Below are 16,789 nucleotides of genomic sequence, written 5' to 3'. Positions count from 1 at the left end.
AATGGCAGCGGTTTTCGGTTACCGGTTGATGGACTGGATCTCCTGCACGACCACGTCCTGCTCCGCGCCGAACTCGCCGTCGGGGAGCGGCTGTTCGCCGTCCACGCCCGTCCCTGTCCAGCGGATCTTCCAGGTGACCGTCGCCTTCAGCGGATACGAACCGTCGCCCGAGGACCGCAGGTACTTCACGCCGCAGGGCGGGGTCTCCTTGGCCTTGCCCTTCGCGTACGGGGTGCCGATCTTGTCGCCCACGAGGTCGCAGACGCCGGACGCGGGGTAGGTCTCGGCGTCCGGAGTACCCGGGTCGATCTTGAGGGAGACGGGGGTGGCGGTCGTCGTCGCCTCGATGTTGAGGACGTCGACCCTCGCCGTCACCGACACCGGCTTGAACTCCGTGCCGTCCAGCCATGCCCAGGTGGGGAGGTTCACCTTCGTCTCGCCCTCGGGGGCCAGGGACACCTTCGTACCGGGTACGCGGATCCTGGCGTACGCCAGCTTCGCCAGGATCTCCGCGTCGATGGCGGGGATGTCGGCGGGGGGCGGCTCGTTCTCGTCGACCCAGAAGGTCTCCCTGTCGCACTTGTCCCAGCCGGGCGGGTAGGCCTTGTTGGGGAAGCCCGACCACCAGTAGCCCTTGCCGGCCTTGTCGAGGTTGAAGTTCTTGTACGGCTCGCCCTCGACGTACCGCTTGCGCTGCTCCAGGTCCCAGGAGGCGCCCGTGGAGTCCACCGCCCAGACGGCCTCGCGCTCCTTCTTGAACTGCGCGGGGGTGTAGGCGGGGCCGTACCAGCAGGGCGGTGGGCTGTAGTCGCCCGTCGGGGCGATGGTTCCGGACCTGGGTCCGGAGCCGTTCTTGGACTCGTCGTAGCTGATGCCGCCGGCGGTGGCCGTCAGGGAGCCCCCCTGCTGGTCACCGGATACGACCGGCGGCGCCTCGGTTCCGCCCCCGATCTCCTTCTCGGCCACGGCGGGTGTGGTGGTCAGTGCCACTGCGGCCATGGCGGCCATGGCTGTCAGCGCGAGTGCCCTCGTCTTCACGGCCGGCATTTGTCGCTCCCCCGAGTCGCGTTCAGTTCTGTCGTGACCCAGACACCCGCGTCGTTCCTGGTCAGCTTCGCCGCGTAGAGCACGTAGCTGTTCTTGGTGGCGGGTCCCTTGTCGACCTTGTCCTTCTTGAGGTACTTGTCGTACACCTTGCTCTGGTCCTCGCAGTAGGTGAGGGCCGCCGTGTCGCCGTCCGCCGTGACGGTCGGGGCGTAGTAGCGGTAGGCGCCGGTGGTGCGCGCGTCCGCCTTCACGTAGGCCTGGATGTACCTCTGCGCGTTGGCAGCGGCGTCGCCTTCGTAGTAGAAGCGCATGGCCTTGTGCGACGGGTCGTGCTCGGCGATGGCCAGGTCGACGGACTTGATCGCCTGCTGCCTGTCGGCCAGGACCGCGTCCTTGTTCTTGTCGCCCGTCTTGGCCCACGCGAACTCGTACGTCAGATCCGAGGGCAGCGAGATCTTCGGCCGCTCGGCCGCGGTCTCGGCCGGCTCGCTCGGAGGCGCCGACTTCTTCGCCTCCCCCTGTTCCGCTCCGGCGATCTTCTCATCGGCCCCGGAGGACTTGTCGTCGCTGCCGCAGGACGTCAGCAGCAGGGCCGCGGACGCGGTGAGCGCGGCCGTCGCGAGGCGGAGGGGGCGGTTCACTGTCGACTCCTGGCAGGTGGGGAGAGGGCGCGGGCTCAGCACGCTAGTGCGAGGCCGGGGCTGATGCCAGGGAGTCGTCTCGTCACGAATGGGACGTGGGGGATGTATCGCCCCGAACGCATGTCACAGTTCTGTGCCCACGGCCACGGCCACGGCACCACGGTCACACGACGGCCACGCCACCACCCCTCAGCCCTTCACCGCCCCGCCCAGCGCGAAACCGCCGCCCAGGCGGCGCGAGACGAGGACGTACAGCAGGATCACCGGCGTCGAGTAGAGGATCGAGAACGCCGCCAGCTGGCCGTAGACCACGGTTCCCTTGTTGCCGAAGAAGTCGTTGATGCTGACCGACGCCGGCATCTGTTCCGGGGTGAGCAGGAGCATGAAGGGGACGAAGAAGTTCCCCCACATCATGACGAAGGAGAAGACCGTCACCACGGCCACGCCCGGGCCCATCAGGGGGAGCACGATCCGCAGCAGGGACTGGAAGGAGGACGCGCCGTCCGTCCACGCCGCCTCCTCCAGCTCCTTCGGGACGCCGTCCATGAAGTTCTTCATCAGCCAGATGGCGAAGGGTAGTTGGGACGCGGCGAAGAAGAAGATCGTGCCCTGCATCGTGTCGATCAGGTCGACCCGCACGAACAGCGCGTACACCGGGACCATGATCGCCGTGATCGGCAGGCTCGTCGCGAAGAGGATCGTCAGCATGAACGGGCGGTTCAGGCGGGACCGGTAGCGGGACAGCGGGTACGCGGCGAGGGCCGCGCAGACCACCGTGAGGAGCGTGCCGCCGCCGCACAGGAGAAGGCTGTTGAGCAGCGGGGTGAAGGTGATCTCGGGGGTGAGGACCTTGTCGTAGTTGTCCAGGGTGAGGCTGTCGGGGAGCCGCACCCTGAGGTCCGCCTCCGGGTCGAAGGAGGACAGGACCACCCAGGCCAGGGGGAGTACGAACGCCGCGGCCACGGCCAGCAGGCCGGCGTCCGCCGCCAGGCGGTGCCTGGCGCGTCGGGAGCGGAGCGTGCGGGGGCGCTTGTCGGCGGGCACTCAGACCTCCGTACGCAGCAGGCGCATGTAGACGAGAGAGAAGAGCGAGCCGACCAGGAGGAGGAGCAGGGCCACGGCCGTGCCGTAGCCGATCATGCTCTTCTGGAAGGCCTGCTCGTACATGAACAGCGGCAGGGTCTGGCTGCGGTTTCCCGGGCCGCCGCGCGTCATCACCCAGATCAGGCCGAAGACGGAGAGGGTCTGGAGGGTGTTGAGCATGAGGTTCGTGCCGATCGAGCGGCGGATCATCGGCAGCGTGATGTGCCACATGCGGCGCCAGCCGCTCGCGCCGTCGACCTGCGCGGCCTCGGTGATCTCCTTGGGGATCTCGTTGAGGGCGGCGGAGTAGACCAGCATCGAGAAGGCCGTCCCGCGCCAGACGTTCGCGAACGACACGGCGAGGATCGGGAGCGTGAACAGCCAGTTCTGGGACGGGAGATGGAGGAGGTCCAGGACGGCGTTGAGGGTGCCCTCACGGCGGAAGAAGGCGTAGAGCAGGAAGCCCGCGACGACCTCCGGCAGCACCCAGGCCGTGACGACGATCGCGCCGGTGAGCGTGCGGACCGGCCTCGAGGCGCGCTGCATGAGGGAGGCGAGGGCGAGGCCCAGGACGTTCTGTCCGATGAGGGAGGAGACGACGGTGAAGACGAGGGTCAACCAGACCGCGTTGAGGAACCGCTCGTCGCCGAACGCCTCACGGAAGTTCTCGAACCCCACGAAGCTGGACTCGGCCTGACCGGTCAGCTGGAGGTCGGTGAAGGCGATGTACGCGCAGTAGCCGATCGGGCCCGCGAGGAACAGTACGAGGAGCACGACGGCGGGGGAGACGGGCAGGGCTCGGAGCAGGCCCCGGCGGGCACGGGCGGAGGATGCGGTGGTCACGTGCGGGCACTCGCTCTCTGGTACCGGTGGCTGGAGGCGCTACTTGTCGATGACCTCGCCGTCCGTCGCCGACTCCACCTCCTCGTCGTAGCCCTTCGCCGCCTCCTCCACCGAGCTGTCGCCCGTCGTCACCGACTCCATCGCCTCCTGGATCGCGGTGGAGACCTTTGGGTACGCGGGGTACGCGGGCCGGTAGTGCGTCGTGGCGACCAGGTCCGTGAAGAACTTGATGCCGGGCTGCGCCTTCACGTACGAAGGGTCGGCCGCGACGTCCTCGCGGACCGCGATGCCGGAGTTGGCGATGTACCACTTCTTGGCGTTGGCCTTGGTCTGCATCGTCTCGATGAACTCGAAGGCCAGGTCGGGGTTGCTCGCCTTGGCTGGGATCGCCCACGTCCAGCCGCCGGACATGCTCACCTTGCCGGGAGCCTGGCCGTTCTGCGTCGGCATGGCGGCGAGGCCCAGCTTCCGTGACCACTCGGGCCACTCGTGGCCCGCGCCCTTGCCCCAGTCCTGCGGCAGCCACGAGCCGTCGAGGGCGATGCCCAGCTTGTCCTCGGGCAGCAGTTCACCGCGTACGCGCGTCGCGAAGTTCGGGTCGAGGGCGTCCGAGACGTCGGGGCCGAGCTTCTCCTTGTAGACCGTCTCGACGAACTTCAGGGAGTCCTTGAAGCCCTTGCTGCCCGTGACCCACTTCTTGGCCTCCGTGTCGTACAGCGGGTCCTCGCCCGTGCCGTACGCGAGCATCTGGAACCCCTGCATGGCCGCCGCCTCACCGGCCGGCTTGCCCGTGTAGACGTTCAGGGGGGTGACGCCCGGGACCTTCTTCTTGATCGTGCGGGCCGCGTCGAGGAGCTCGTCCCAGTTCTTCGGCTGCCAGTCGGCCGGCAGGCCCGCCTTCTTGAAGACCGCCTTGCTGAACCACAGGCCGCGCGTGTCCGTGCCGTCCGGCACGCCGTACGTCTTGCCGTCGGCCGCCTTCGCCGCCGTCTTGGCCGTGTCGATGAACTGGTCCCAGTCCTTCCACTTGTCGAGGTAGGGGTCCAGCGGCTTCAAGTACCCGCTCGTGATGTCGGAGTTGATGAGGAACGTGTCCTCGTACACCAGGTCGGGCGCGGTCTTGGGGGAGCGCAGCATCTGCTGGAGCTTCGTGTAGTACTCGGAGTCCGGTGCCTTGATCGGCACCAGTTCGACCTTCTTGCCGGGGTTCGCCTTCTCGAACTGCTTCTTGATGTCCGCCAGATAGGTGTCCATGACCCGGATCTCGTTGTCCGTGGACTGCTTGAACGAGATCCGCACGGTGTCGGGGTCGTCACCGGATCCGCCGCCGCACGCGGAGAGGGTGCCGGCGGCCAGCAGAGCGGCGGTGGCGAGGATCAGCGGAGTGGTGGTGGGACGCACGGGCACGACCTCCTACAACGCGGGCTACAACGCGCGGTTGCGACGCGGGGCTGCCCGGTGAACGTACGGGCGCGCTCGGAGCAAGGTCAATGCCCGTGCCACGGATGGGCGTTGGCGCTCGTCATCCGCGTGACAACGTTGTTATAGGACGTACGGTGACGGCGCCTTCCGAAGGGGCGCTCACTCCGCCGCCGTGAGCCACCGGTAGACCAGCTCCGGCCGCCCGACATGGCCGTACTGCGGGCTGCGGACCGCGCGGGCCGTGTCGACCAGGTGTTCCAGGTAGCGGCGCGCGGTGATGCGGGACAGGCCCGCCGCCTGGGCCGCCGCCGTGGCGGTCAGGCCCTCGGGGGCGGCCCGCAGGGTGCGGATGACGCGTTCCAGGGTGGGGCCGCTGAGGCCCTTGGGGAGTGCGGCCGGGCCGGGGGCGCGCAGCGTGGCGAGGGCGCGGTCGACCTCGTCCTGGCCGGTGGCCTCGCCCTCGGCGGCGGCCGAGCGGAACTCCGCGTAGCGGCTCAGGCGGTCGCGGAGGGTGGCGAAGGTGAACGGCTTCAGGACGTACTGCACGACGCCGAGCGAGACGCCCTCGCGGACCACCGCCAGGTCGCGCGCCGACGTCACCGCGATCACGTCCGTGGGGTGGCCGGTGGCGCGCAGGCTGCGGGCGAGCTGGAGGCCGTGGCCGTCGGGGAGGTGCAGGTCGAGCAGGATCAGGTCGACGGGGGTGCGCTCCAGGGTGCGGCGGGCCTCGGCGGCGGTGTGCGCCGGCTTGGGGACGGCCTCGAAGCCGGGGACGCGGTTGACGTAGAGGACGTGGGCGTCGGCGGCCACCGGGTCGTCCTCGACCACGAGTACGCGGATCACCGGGCGTCACCTCCCTGTCGCCGGCTGCCGGAGAGGGCCCCGGCAGGGGTGGCCGCCCCGGTGGTCAGCACCACCTCGAACTCCGCCCCGCCCTCCGGCGACTCGCGCACCGTCAGCGTGCCGCCGTCGCGCGCCACCGTCTGGCGGACCAGCGCGAGGCCGAGGCCCCGGCCCGCCGCGGCCTTGGTCGACCAGCCCCGCTCGAAGACCGTTTCCCGTTGCGCGGGGTCGACCCCCGGGCCGGTGTCGCGGACGCGCAGGAGCAGGCCCGCCTCGTCCGCCCGCGCCGTCACCGTGACCCGCGCCGCCGGTGAGCCCTGGGCCGCGTCGACCGCGTTGTCGATGAGGTTGCCGAGGATGGTCACGAGGTCACGGGCGGGCAGGCCGGGCGGCAGCATGCCGTCGTCGATGCTGCTGTCGGGCGAGACGACGAGCTCCACGCCGTGCTCGTTGGCCTGCGCCGCCTTGCCGAGGAGCAGGGCCGCGAGGACCGGTTCGCTGACGGCCGCCACCACCTGGTCGGTCAGGGCCTGCGCCAGCTCCAGTTCGGCGGTGGCGAAGTCGACGGCCTCGTCCGCGCGGCCGAGCTCGATCAGCGAGACCACCGTGTGGAGGCGGTTCGCGGCCTCGTGGGCCTGTGAACGCAGCGCCTGCGTGAAGCCGCGCTCGGAGTCCAACTCCCCGGTCAGTGCCTGGAGTTCGGTGTGGTCGCGCAGGGTGACCACCGTGCCCCTGCGCTCGCCGCCGGTGACGGGCGAGGTGTTGACGACCAGCACCCGGTCGGCGGTCAGGTGCAGCTCGTCCACGCGCGGCTCGGACGCCAGGAGCGCTCCCGTGAGCGGCGCGGGCAGCCCGAGCTCGGCGACGTTGCGCCCCACGATGTCACCGCGGACGCCGAGGAGTTCGCGGCCGCCGTCGTTGATCAGCGCGACCCGCCGCTGCCCGTCGAGCATCAGCAGGCCTTCGCGCACCGCGTGCAGCGCCGCCTCGTGATAGTCGTGCATGCGGCTCAGCTCGGCGGCGTTCATGCCATGGGTGCTGCGGCGCAGGCGGGCGTTGATGACGTACGTCCCGATGCCGCCGAGGACGAGCGCCGCCGCGGCGACACCGAGCAGCGCGAGAAGCTGGCCGCGCGCCTTGGCGGTGATCTCCTCGATGGTGATGCCCGCGCTGACCAGGCCGATGATCCGCCCGTCTGCCGCCTCGCCCGCCCGGATCGGCGTGACCACCCGCACGGACGGGCCGAGCGTGCCCGTGTACGTCTCCGCGAAGGTCTCGCCGCGCAGCGCCCGCGCCGTGTGACCGAGGAAGCGCTCGCCTATGCGCCGCTCGTCGGGGTGTGTCCAGCGGATGCCGCGCGGATCCATGATCGTGACGAAGTCGACGCCGGTGTGCCGCTGCACCCGGCTCGCGTACGGCTGGAGCCGCCGCGAGGGGTCGTCGGCGCCGCGTATGGCCTCGCGTACGGAAGGGGAGTCCGCGACCGCCCGCGCCGCCGCGGTCGCCTGGTGGCGTGCGGCGTCCTCCGCCTGGTGCTTGTCGCTCAGGTAGGTGAAGAGCGCGCATCCGGCGACCACGACCGTGACCAGCACGATCTGCATCGCGAAGAGCTGGCCCGCCAGACTGCGCGGCAGGCGGCGACGGCGGGGCGGACGGGTGCGGGACATGCTGTCAGTCTGCCTCTTCGGCGAAGGGGGTGCGGCGGCGGTCGTACGGCGGCCGTACCCGCGGTGACACCGGAGGGTCGTGCAAGCGCGAACTAAATGAACGCAAGGGTGACCGCCCTCACAGAGCGGGAGATAGTCGCCGGGATCGCCCAGGACGTGAGCCGCACGCACTCCAGGCACCGCAAACGCCGACGTCGTCGTTCAAGGAGGGGCCCCGTGACCAGCACGGCTGACCCGCAGAAGGCACCCGCAGCCAAGCGGGACCGCACGCATTACCTCTACATCGCCGTCATCGGCGCCGTGCTGCTCGGCATCGCCGTCGGCTTCCTCTGGCCGGACTTCGCCAAGGAGCTGAAGCCGGTCGGCGCCGGTTTCGTCAACCTGATCAAGATGATGATCTCGCCGATCATCTTCTGCACGATCGTTCTCGGCGTCGGCTCGGTCCGCAAGGCCGCCAAGGTCGGCAAGGTGGGCGGCCTCGCCCTCGCCTACTTCGTCGCGATGTCCGTCGTCGCGCTCGCCATCGGCCTCGTCGTCGGCAACATCCTCCACCCGGGCTCCGGCATGGACCTCACCGAGTCCGAGAAGGGCGCGGGCCACGAGGCGGCCGACGAGGCGAACAAGGGTCTCGTCGACTTCGCGCTCGGCATCATCCCCAAGACGCTGGTCTCGGCCTTCACCGAGGGCGAGGTGCTCCAGACGCTGCTCGTCGCGCTGCTCGTGGGCTTCGCCCTCCAGGCCATGGGGCGTACGGGCGAGCCGGTGCTGCGCGGCATCGAGCACATCCAGAAGCTGGTCTTCCGGGTGCTCGGCATGATCATGTGGGCCGCTCCGGTCGGCGCGTTCGGCGCGATGGCGGCCGTCATCGGCGAGACCGGCACCGACGCCCTCAAGGCGCTCGCCACGATCATGATCGGGTTCTATGTCACCTGCGCGCTGTTCATCCTGGTCGTGCTCGGCACGCTGGTGCGCCTGGTGGCCGGGGTGAATCTCTTCCAGCTCCTGAAGTACCTGGGCCGCGAGTTCCTGCTGATCCTCTCCACCTCCTCCTCGGAGTCCGCGCTGCCGCGGCTCATCGCGAAGATGGAGCACCTGGGCGTCAGCCGCCCGGTCGTCGGCATCACCGTCCCGACCGGCTACTCCTTCAACCTCGACGGCACCATGATCTACCTGACCATGGCCTCCCTCTTCATCGCCGACGCCATGGACCAGCCGCTCGGCATCGGTGAGCAGATCTCGCTGCTGCTCTTCATGATGATCGCGTCCAAGGGCGCGGCGGGCGTCTCCGGCTCGGGCATCGCGGTCCTCGCGAGCGGCCTCCAGTCGCACAAGCCCGCGCTCGTCGACGGCGTCGGCCTGATCATCGGCGTCGACCGCTTCATGAGCGAGGCCCGCGCCCTGACCAACTTCGCGGGCAACGCGGTGGCCACGCTGCTGATCGGCACGTGGACCAAGGAGGTCGACAAGGGGCGGGTCGCGGAGGTCCTCGCGGGCCGACTGCCCTTCGACGAACGTACGTTGGTCGACGACGGCCACGGGCCCGAGCTGCCGGAGGCCACGGGCTCCGTGCCGGAGCACCGGAGCGAGGGCGGCAAGGAGCCCGCGAAGGTGTGACCGCGGCTCCCGCCCCCCCCGCATCGCAGGTGTCCTCCGCCCTCGGACGGGGAAGCCTCGCCGACGGGAGGGGTCGGAGAGCCGGCGGAGGAGCGGGGCGAGGCGGGGATGCAGGGACTCGAGACGGTGCTCGTCCGGCTGGCCGCGACCGTCCTGGCGACGCTCGCCAAGACGGTCGCGGCCCCGCACCCCGGCGCCGGCCTGGTCACGGCCCGCGTACGGCCCCTACCGAAACCGGCGGGGCCGGAGAGGCTGGCCAGGGTGCTGTCCCGGCGGATGGCCGACGCGTACGGGCGCCTCCCCGAACACGAGCGGCTGGCCGCCGTGGCCGCCGTACAGGACGGCTTCGCGGCGGCAGGGACGCTGGACGCGGAGCGGCTGTTCGCGGTGGACCTGGATCCGCGGCGGCTCGCGGCGGAGATACGCCGCCCCGTGCCCGACCTCGCCGAGGAGGCGCAGGCCCTCTATGCGGAGTTGCTGGACCTGTGCTGCGCGCACCTGGTCGAACAGCTCACCGCTCACCCGTCCTTCGCGGCGCGCGCCGCTGTGGAGCAGACCCGGCGCACCGGAGAACTGCTGCGTGAGCAGCGGCCGGTGGCGCCCGCGCCGGGCCCGGCGGACTTCGAGGAGCGGTACGCACGGTTCATCGTCGAGACCCACGGCCGTCTGGAGCTGTTCGGCGTCACCCTGGGCGGCCGCGCACGCGCCGAGTGGTCGCTCGACACGGCCTATCTGAGCCTCGCCGTGAGCGGGGACCGGCCGCACGGCCCGCAGGCCCACGAGGACGGCCTGCCGGGAGGCCTCGCGCAGCCCGCCGTACGAGTGGAGCAGGCGCTGACGGGCGGCCACCGGCTGATGCTGCGCGGCGCGGCGGGCTCGGGCAAGTCGACCCTCGTGCAGTGGCTGGCGCTGAATGCCGCCCGGCAGAGCTTCGGCCCGGAGCTGGCCGACTGGAACCGCTGCGTGCCGTTCGTCCTGCGGCTCCGGTCCTTCCGCCTGCCCGAGGGGCTGCCGCTGCCGGAGGACTTCCTGGGCGCGGCGGGCGTGCCGCTGCGGGCGCCGGAGGGCTGGGTGCAGGGCCTGCTGGACAGTGGGCGGGCGCTGGTGTTGGTGGACGGCGTCGACGAGGTGCCGGTCAAGCTCCGCAGCCGTACGGAGAGCTGGCTGAGGTCGCTGATCGCGGCGTTCCCCCGCGCGCGTTACGTGGTGACCACCCGCCCCTCGGCGGTCCCCGAGGGCTGGCCCGCGGGGCAGGGCTTCAGGGCGTTCACCCTGCTGCCCATGGAACGGGACGAGGTACGTGCCTTCATCGCGCACTGGCACGACACGGCCCGGCGGGAGTGCGCGGCCCCCGGCGAGCGGGAAGTGCTGCACCGCTATGAGGCGAGCCTCGACGAAGCGGTGACGACCCGGCGTGACCTGGGGCGTCTTGCCACCAACCCGCTGATGTGCGCGCTGCTGTGCGCCCTCCACCGGGACCGCCGCATGCACCTGCCGCGCGCCCGCAAGGAGCTCTACGACGCGGCCCTTGACCTGCTGCTGATCCGCCGGGACACCGAGCGCGATGTCACGTCGGTCGAGGGCGTCTCCCTTTCCCGCGACGAGCAGACCGCGCTGTTGCAACGGCTGGCGTACTGGATGATCCGCAACGGCCAGGCCGAGGCGGACCGGCAGGACGCCGTCGCCATGCTGGACGAATGGCTCGCGGCGATGCCGCAGGTGCGCGCGCAGGGCGACGCCGAGCAGGTCTTCACCCACCTGCTCATCCGCAGCGGCCTGCTCCGCGAACCCGTCCCCGGCTCCGTCGGCTTCGTGCACCGCACCTTCCAGGACTACCTGGGCGCGAAGGCGGCGGTCGAGGCCCGCGACTTCGGGGTGCTGGTGCGCAACGCCCACGACGATCAGTGGGACGACGTGGTGCGGATGGCGGTGGGACACGCGCGCGTGGAGGAACGTACGCGGTTGCTGCGGCAGTTGCTGCGGCGCGCGGACAAGGTGCGCCGCCATCGGGAGCGGCTGGTGCTGCTGGCGGCGGCGAGTCTGGAGCACGCGCCGGAGGTGGATCCGGGGGTGCGGCGGGAGGTGGAGGAGCGGACGGGGGTGTTGATGCCGCCGCAGACGTACGCGGAGGCGGATTCCCTCGCCAAGGTGGGTCAGCTGGTGCTGGAGTTGTTGCCGGGGCCCGAGGGGCTGACGGATTGGCAGGCGGCGGCGGTGGTGCGCACGGCCGCGCGGGTCGGAGGGCCTGCGGCGCTGATGGTGATTTCCCGGTTCCGTTCCGATGGGCGCCCTCGCACGCGCTCCTCCCTGGGCGCCGCGTGGTCGATGTTCGACACCCGTGAGTACTTCGAGTCAGTCCTTGAGGGCGCCGTGGGACCCGACCAGGTCGTGCCCATGGCCAGTGCGGAGGAGTTGGCGTACCTCCCGCGCCTGCCGGAGCTGACCCACCTCAACCTCTTGGGTGATCACGGCATGCCGGACATCGTGTTGGCCCACACCCCCCTGAAGTTCCTGCAGTTCTGGGACAACCACTCGCTCGACGACCTCTCGCGCCTCAGTCGGCTGCCGCGTCTGGAGACCCTGAGCCTCAACTGGTCCCCGTCCGTCACCGATCTGCGGCCGCTGGCGGGCCTGCCTCTGCGTCAGGTCTACGTCTACTCGCCCTCGACCCCGCTGTCGCTGGCCCCGCTGGCCGACCTGCCCGAGCTCCGCCATCTGGTGTTCGACTTCCTGCCCACGGAGAAGACCCTGGACGAGCTGCCGTTCGCCCCTCGGCTCACCGGCCTCGGGTTCTACCGGCAGGCCTGCCGGATGCGGTTGTCCGGGCTGGAAGCGCTGACCTCCCTGCGCTGGCTGACCGTCAATGAGGACCACCAGTGGCGCAGCTTCCTGGCCGCAGGCGTCTTCTCCCCTCTGTCCACGCTCCAGATCATCGACGTTCCCCTGGTCGACGTGTCCCCTCTCGCGGTACACCGGGAACTCGCCACGCTGCATGTCGGCAACGTCCAGCAGGTCGACGGGCTCGCCGCGCTCGCCGAGCTGCCCCGGCTGGAGGCGGTCGAGTTCGGCAACTGCGGCCCCCTCGATCTGGCTCCCCTGGCCGACCTGGAGAACGTCCGCGTCGAGCTCTACAACTGCCCTCAGGTCACCGGCCTCGACCTCATCCCGCCGGAACGCCTGGTCATTCAATGACCCGACGGGTACGGCCCTACCCCAGCCCCGCGATGATCCCCCGCGCCCTCTCCACCGGAACCCCCGCCGAGAGCAGAGCCGTCGACGCCGCGGCGCGGCCCGCGTCGCCCGGCGGGAGCAGGCCGTCGTTCACCGCCTCCATCAGGCCGAAGAGCTGCTGCTCATGCACGTACGCGAGCGCGGCGGGCGGCAGTGATGAGGTGAAGGAGCCGTCCGCCAGGCCGGCCCGCAGGACGTCCACGCACTTGGCGCGGACCGGGGCGAGGCGCTGCCTGATGCCCTCCATCGCGACGCTGCGCTGCGCCAGGCCGACCAGGAGGCGGTAGCCGTCGGCGATCTCCCAGACGGCGACCATCGAGTGCGCGAGCGACTCGGCCGGGTCGTCCGACTGCGCCCGCCCGGAGGCGTGGGCCGCGGCCACCGCCTCGACCGCGCCGTCGATGAGCGCGCCGATGAGGGCCTCGCGGCTCGGGAAGTGGCCGTACACGGTCCTGCGCACGACCCCCGCCGCCCGCGCGATCTGGTCCATGGACGCGTCCGGATCACGGAGGAGCTCGGCGAGAGCGACCTCCAGGATGCGGCGGCGGTTGGCGTCGGCTCGGCTCATGGGCTCCATTCTGCACGCGCGTCCCGGGGCTGTGACCGCGACCGTTTTGCACAGCTGTGTGCAGTGGCGTAAGTTGCGCACCAGTGTGTATTTGCACAGTGCTGTGCAAGGTCACCGGAAAGCAAGAACGCGCGGCAGCAGGGAAGGGTGAGACTTCGGTGGCTCTACTCATGAAGCAACCGGTCGAAGAGATGAAGGGGCCGTACGCACGCCGCTGGTGGGCGCTGGGCGTGCTCTGCCTGAGCCTTCTGATCATCGTCATGGCGAACACGGCACTGACCGTCGCCGCCCCCGACATGACCAAGGACCTCGGCCTCTCCAGCTCCGACCTCCAGTGGGTCATCGACGGCTACACCGTCCCGTACGCCGCGCTGATGCTGCTGCTCGGCGCCATCGGCGACAAGTACAGCCGCCGCGGCGCGCTGGTGCTCGGCCTCGTCGTCTTCGGTGCGGGCTCGGTCGCGGGCTCACTGGTCGACAGCTCGGGCGGGGTCATCGCGTCCCGCGCGGTGATGGGCTTCGGTGCGGCGATGATCATGCCGGCCACGCTGTCGCTGCTCGCGGCGACCTTCCCGCGCGCGGAGCGGGCCAAGGCCATCGTGCTGTGGACCGCCACCGCCGGCCTCGCGATCGCCGCCGGTCCGCTGGTCGCGGGCGCGCTCCTGGAGGACCACGGCTGGTCCTCGACCTTCCTGATCAACGTGCCGGTCGCCGTCCTCGCGATCGCCGGCGCCTTCGTGCTGATCCCGCCGTCCAAGGCCGGGCACCACGACCGCATCGACTATGTCGGCGGGCTGCTCTCCGTCATCTGGACCGGCGCGCTGGTCTACATGATCATCCAGGGTCCGCACTTCGGCTGGGACGTCAAGGCGGTCTCCGCGGCCGTCGTGGCGGGCGTCGGCCTGCTGGCCTTCGTCGCCTGGGAGCTGCGGCACCCGCACCCGATCCTGAACGTCCGCCGCTTCCTCGACCGCCGCTTCGCCGGCTCGAACCTCGCGGTGGCGCTGTTCTTCCTCGCGGTCTTCGGCGCGTTCTACTACCTGACGCAGCACCTCCAGTTCGTCCTCGGCTACAACCCGTTGGAGACGGGCGTACGCATGCTGCCGCTCGCGGGCGCGGTCTTCGTCGGCTCGGCGCTCACCGGTTTCCTCACCCCGCGCATCGGCATGAAGATCACCGTGTCGGCGGGCATGGTCGCGGGCACGGTGGCGCTCGCCCTGCTCACCCAGGTCGACGTCCACTCCTCGTACGGGGACTTCGTCGCCCCGCTGATCGTCCTCGGCCTGGCCATCGGCCTCGCGCTGTCGCCGTGCACCGACGCGATCATGGGCGCGTTCCCCGAGTCGGAGCTGGGCGTCGGCGGCGCGGTCAACGACACGTCGCTGGAGCTGGGCGGGTCGCTCGGCATCGCCATCCTCGGCTCGGTGCTTGCCAGTTCGTACTCCTCGAAGCTGGAGGACGCGGCGTCGGCCTCCGGCACCAAGCTGCCCGACGGCACGCTGGAGACCGCGCAGGACTCGGTCGGCGCGGGCTACGCGGTGGCCCAGGGCATCGGCGACAAGGCGCACGCGGTGGCCGAGAAGGCCGCCCACGCCGGTTCCAAGGAGCAGGCGGCCCAGCTCAAGGGCCAGGCCGAGCAGCTGGCCCAGGGCGCGGGCAAGATGGCCGACGCGGTCGGCTCCGCCTTCTCCGACGCGGTCGCGCACACCAGCCTGGTCGGCGCGGTGATCCTCGGCGTCGGCACGGTCCTGGTGGCGGCGCTGCTGCCGCGCAAGGGCAGGGACGCAGAGCCCGAGGCCGAGGCCTCGGCGCCGGAGCCGGTCGCCGCCGGGTCCAGCGGCCGGAAGTAGCAGTAGCAGTAGCAGCACATGGGCCGGGGCAGGGAGGCGAAACCTCCCTGCCCCGGCCTTGCGTTCGGCGCCCGCCCGAAGGCGGGCCCGCCCTCCAGGCGGCGATGTTCCGCGCGGGAGAGCAGCCCGAGCCGGGCGCGGTGGAGGCGTTCTGCGGCCGCGCGCGAAAGGCGCTCGCCGAGGCCTGGGCGCGCCCACGAGGGCCCGTGCCACACCACTCCGAAAAGAAGTCGCCGAAATTCGTTGACACCACTCCAGGTGGAGTACTACGTTCTAACCACTTCAGCCACAGTACAACGATCGACGTGCTTCTCGGCGCGTCGGACAAGGAGCCAGATTGCGCAGCCCCAGGCGCTTCCCGCGGCCCGTCAAGCCGCAGTCCGTGCCGCGGCCCCGGCCGCTCCCCAAGCCGGGGAGCCGCAGCTGACCGGCCACCGCGCCCGCGCCCTCGATGGACCTACCGCCCCCGACCGCCGCTTCCCAGGAGTCCGCATGCGAAAGCTCGTCTACTTCATCGCCGTCAGCATCGACGGGTTCATCGCCGGGCCCGACGGTTCTGACCCCACGGGCCCCGACGGCTTCTGGCCGGTCGCTCAGGACTACGTCCAGCACCTCGCGCAGACGTACCCCGAGACCCTGCCGGCCCCGGCCAGGGAAGCCCTCGGCATCACCGCCGAGGGGGCCCACTTCGACACCATCCTCGAAGGCCGCAGGACGTACATGAACGGCGTGGACGCCGGATTCGCCAACTGCTACCCGCACTTGAGGCACTACGTCTTCACCCGCACCCTCACCGAGAGCCCGGACCCCGGCGTCGAACTCGTCGCCACCGACCCCCTCGCCAAGGTGCGCGAGCTGAAGCGCGAGGACGGCAAGGACATCTGGCTCTGCGGCGGCGGCGAGCTGGCCGGAGCGCTGCGCGGCGAGATCGACCGCCTGGTCGTCAAGCTGGCCCCGCTGACGCTGGGTTCGGGCACACCCCTGTTCGGCCGGGGTGCCGCCTTCGAACCGCTGCTGTACGAGCGGACGGACGCCGTCGTCCTCGACAGCGGCACGGTGTTCCTCACGTACGACAAGACGGCGAAGAGCGACGCCTAGGCGCCCGTCGCGGCGGCGAGGCGGTGTCCCTCGCCCGCCGCCGCCCGCAGCAGCACCCCGGCCAGCTCGTCGGGCGTGGAGAGCATCGGCCAGTGCCCGGTGGCCAGTTCGAAGAAGGTCGCCCCCGGGCCGGCGAGACGCTGGACCAGCGGCATGCCCGAGGCCACGAGGGCTTCGAGCGCGGCGATGTCCGTCGTCCCGCCGACGGTGCAGAAGACGCCGCTCATCGGGAGCGCGTCGACCGCCTCCGAGATCCGCAGCTGCTGCGCGGCCGGGCCGAGGGGCATCGGCGAGGCCAGGCGCGCGATCCGGGCGAGCCCCTCGGGCGAGACACCCGCGAGGTTCCCGTGCTCCCGCCACTCCTCGGGGGTGGGCGCGGGGACCAGCCAGCCGTCCTCGGCCCGCTCGGCCATGCCGAGCATCCGCTCCCTGGCCGGCCCGGCGGGCATCAGCTCCCGCACCTGGTCGAGCATGGAGCGGCCGTCCTGCGGCAGTGGCGAGTCCAGGTACACGAGGCGGGCGATCCGCTCCGTGCGCCGGTCGGCGGCGCCCACCGCCGGGTAGATGCCGTAGCAGTAGCCGACGAGCACGACCTCGTCCGTGTCGACGTGGTCGATCGCCTGGACCACGTCCTCGATGTGCGTCTCCAGGCCCGTCTGCGGGCCCGCGAGATGGCGGCGGTCCCCGAGCCCCGTCAGCGTCACCGCGTGCACCTCGGCCCCCGCCGCGCGCAGCGGCGGCGCCACGTCCCGCCAGATCCAGCCGCCCGTGTGACCGCCCGACACCAGCACGAACGCCGTCATGATTCCTCCCGATACGACCTCTGGTACGCCGTTGCCCGCACGGCCGGGCCGATCACCCCGCCGCGCTCGCCCGTACGCT

At 71.1% G+C, this 16,789-nt stretch carries 13 protein-coding genes; 4 read left to right on the top strand and 9 right to left on the bottom strand.

All coding sequences use genetic code 11. The features are described from left to right. Nucleotides 1-18 precede the first annotated feature (18 nt). The 7 genes from ACF062_RS12505 to ACF062_RS12475 form a co-directional block, all read right to left on the bottom strand. Nucleotides 19-1,047: a hypothetical protein gene (locus tag ACF062_RS12505; protein ID WP_392137754.1), complete on the bottom strand. Its 1,029-nt coding sequence runs from the start codon at nucleotides 1,045-1,047 to the stop codon at nucleotides 19-21. Then, a complete protein-coding gene (locus tag ACF062_RS12500; protein ID WP_392137753.1) occupies nucleotides 1,035-1,688 on the bottom strand; it encodes a hypothetical protein in 654 nt (217 codons plus the stop codon). The genes ACF062_RS12505 and ACF062_RS12500 overlap by 13 nt, the downstream gene beginning before the upstream one ends. A gap of 189 nt (nucleotides 1,689-1,877) precedes the next feature. Then, complete coding sequence (locus tag ACF062_RS12495) at nucleotides 1,878-2,732, bottom strand: carbohydrate ABC transporter permease (protein WP_392137752.1); 855 nt, start codon at nucleotides 2,730-2,732, stop codon at nucleotides 1,878-1,880. Further along, complete coding sequence (locus ACF062_RS12490; RefSeq protein WP_392137751.1) at nucleotides 2,733-3,614, bottom strand: carbohydrate ABC transporter permease; 882 nt, start codon at nucleotides 3,612-3,614, stop codon at nucleotides 2,733-2,735. Nucleotides 3,615-3,653: 39 nt separating this feature from the next. Beyond that, complete coding sequence (locus ACF062_RS12485) at nucleotides 3,654-5,021, bottom strand: extracellular solute-binding protein (protein WP_392137750.1); 1,368 nt, start codon at nucleotides 5,019-5,021, stop codon at nucleotides 3,654-3,656. 174 nt (nucleotides 5,022-5,195) lie between these two features. Beyond that, entirely contained in the window at nucleotides 5,196-5,879 is a 684-nt protein-coding gene (locus ACF062_RS12480) for a response regulator (protein ID WP_223776848.1), read from the bottom strand. Then, the gene (locus ACF062_RS12475; protein ID WP_392137749.1) at nucleotides 5,876-7,546 is read right to left on the bottom strand and encodes an ATP-binding protein; all 1,671 of its coding nucleotides are present in this window, start codon (nucleotides 7,544-7,546) and stop codon (nucleotides 5,876-5,878) included. Before ACF062_RS12475 ends, ACF062_RS12480 begins: the two co-directional genes overlap by 4 nt. A 216-nt stretch (nucleotides 7,547-7,762) precedes the next feature. Between ACF062_RS12475 and ACF062_RS12470 the strand changes: the two genes are divergently transcribed. Then, nucleotides 7,763-9,160 carry a cation:dicarboxylate symporter family transporter gene (locus ACF062_RS12470; protein ID WP_392137748.1) on the top strand — a complete coding sequence of 466 codons (1,398 nt, stop codon included), beginning with the start codon at nucleotides 7,763-7,765 and terminating at the stop codon, nucleotides 9,158-9,160. Between the two features lie 108 nt (nucleotides 9,161-9,268). After that, a complete protein-coding gene (locus ACF062_RS12465) occupies nucleotides 9,269-12,352 on the top strand; it encodes an NACHT domain-containing protein (RefSeq protein WP_392137747.1) in 3,084 nt (1,027 codons plus the stop codon). A gap of 16 nt (nucleotides 12,353-12,368) precedes the next feature. Here ACF062_RS12465 and ACF062_RS12460 read toward each other — a convergent pair whose 3' ends face one another. Continuing rightward, complete coding sequence (locus tag ACF062_RS12460; protein WP_392137746.1) at nucleotides 12,369-12,968, bottom strand: TetR/AcrR family transcriptional regulator; 600 nt, start codon at nucleotides 12,966-12,968, stop codon at nucleotides 12,369-12,371. Between the two features lie 161 nt (nucleotides 12,969-13,129). Here ACF062_RS12460 and ACF062_RS12455 point away from each other — a divergent pair, with 161 nt between their 5' ends. Next, on the top strand, nucleotides 13,130-14,809 hold the full coding sequence (locus tag ACF062_RS12455; protein WP_392137745.1) for an MFS transporter: 1,680 nt from the start codon (nucleotides 13,130-13,132) through the stop codon (nucleotides 14,807-14,809). Nucleotides 14,810-15,301: 492 nt separating this feature from the next. Next, nucleotides 15,302-15,907: a dihydrofolate reductase family protein gene (locus ACF062_RS12450; protein ID WP_392137744.1), complete on the top strand. Its 606-nt coding sequence runs from the start codon at nucleotides 15,302-15,304 to the stop codon at nucleotides 15,905-15,907. On the opposite strand, the gene ACF062_RS12445 is transcribed toward ACF062_RS12450, so the two are convergent. After that, nucleotides 15,904-16,710 carry an alpha/beta fold hydrolase gene (locus ACF062_RS12445; RefSeq protein ID WP_392137743.1) on the bottom strand — a complete coding sequence of 269 codons (807 nt, stop codon included), beginning with the start codon at nucleotides 16,708-16,710 and terminating at the stop codon, nucleotides 15,904-15,906. The two genes, ACF062_RS12450 and ACF062_RS12445, sit on opposite strands and share 4 nt — an antisense overlap. Between the last annotated feature and the right edge of the window lie 79 nt (nucleotides 16,711-16,789).

Source organism: Streptomyces sp. NPDC015345, assembly GCF_043078805.1.
GTDB lineage: Bacteria > Actinomycetota > Actinomycetes > Streptomycetales > Streptomycetaceae > Streptomyces.
This window is presented reverse-complemented; position numbering and strand designations above follow the sequence as displayed.

What these genes read in the sequence shown, in the direction of transcription:
- ACF062_RS12505 (WP_392137754.1), bottom strand. Translation starts at nt 1,047, where the DNA reads ATGCCGGCCGTGAAGACGAGGGCACTCGCGCTGACAGCCATGGCCGCC.
- ACF062_RS12475 (WP_392137749.1), bottom strand. Translation starts at nt 7,546, where the DNA reads ATGTCCCGCACCCGTCCGCCCCGCCGTCGCCGCCTGCCGCGCAGTCTG.
- ACF062_RS12465 (WP_392137747.1), top strand. Translation starts at nt 9,269, where the DNA reads ATGCAGGGACTCGAGACGGTGCTCGTCCGGCTGGCCGCGACCGTCCTG.
- ACF062_RS12460 (WP_392137746.1), bottom strand. Translation starts at nt 12,968, where the DNA reads ATGGAGCCCATGAGCCGAGCCGACGCCAACCGCCGCCGCATCCTGGAG.
- ACF062_RS12455 (WP_392137745.1), top strand. Translation starts at nt 13,130, where the DNA reads ATGAAGCAACCGGTCGAAGAGATGAAGGGGCCGTACGCACGCCGCTGG.
- ACF062_RS12450 (WP_392137744.1), top strand. Translation starts at nt 15,302, where the DNA reads ATGCGAAAGCTCGTCTACTTCATCGCCGTCAGCATCGACGGGTTCATC.
- ACF062_RS12445 (WP_392137743.1), bottom strand. Translation starts at nt 16,710, where the DNA reads ATGACGGCGTTCGTGCTGGTGTCGGGCGGTCACACGGGCGGCTGGATC.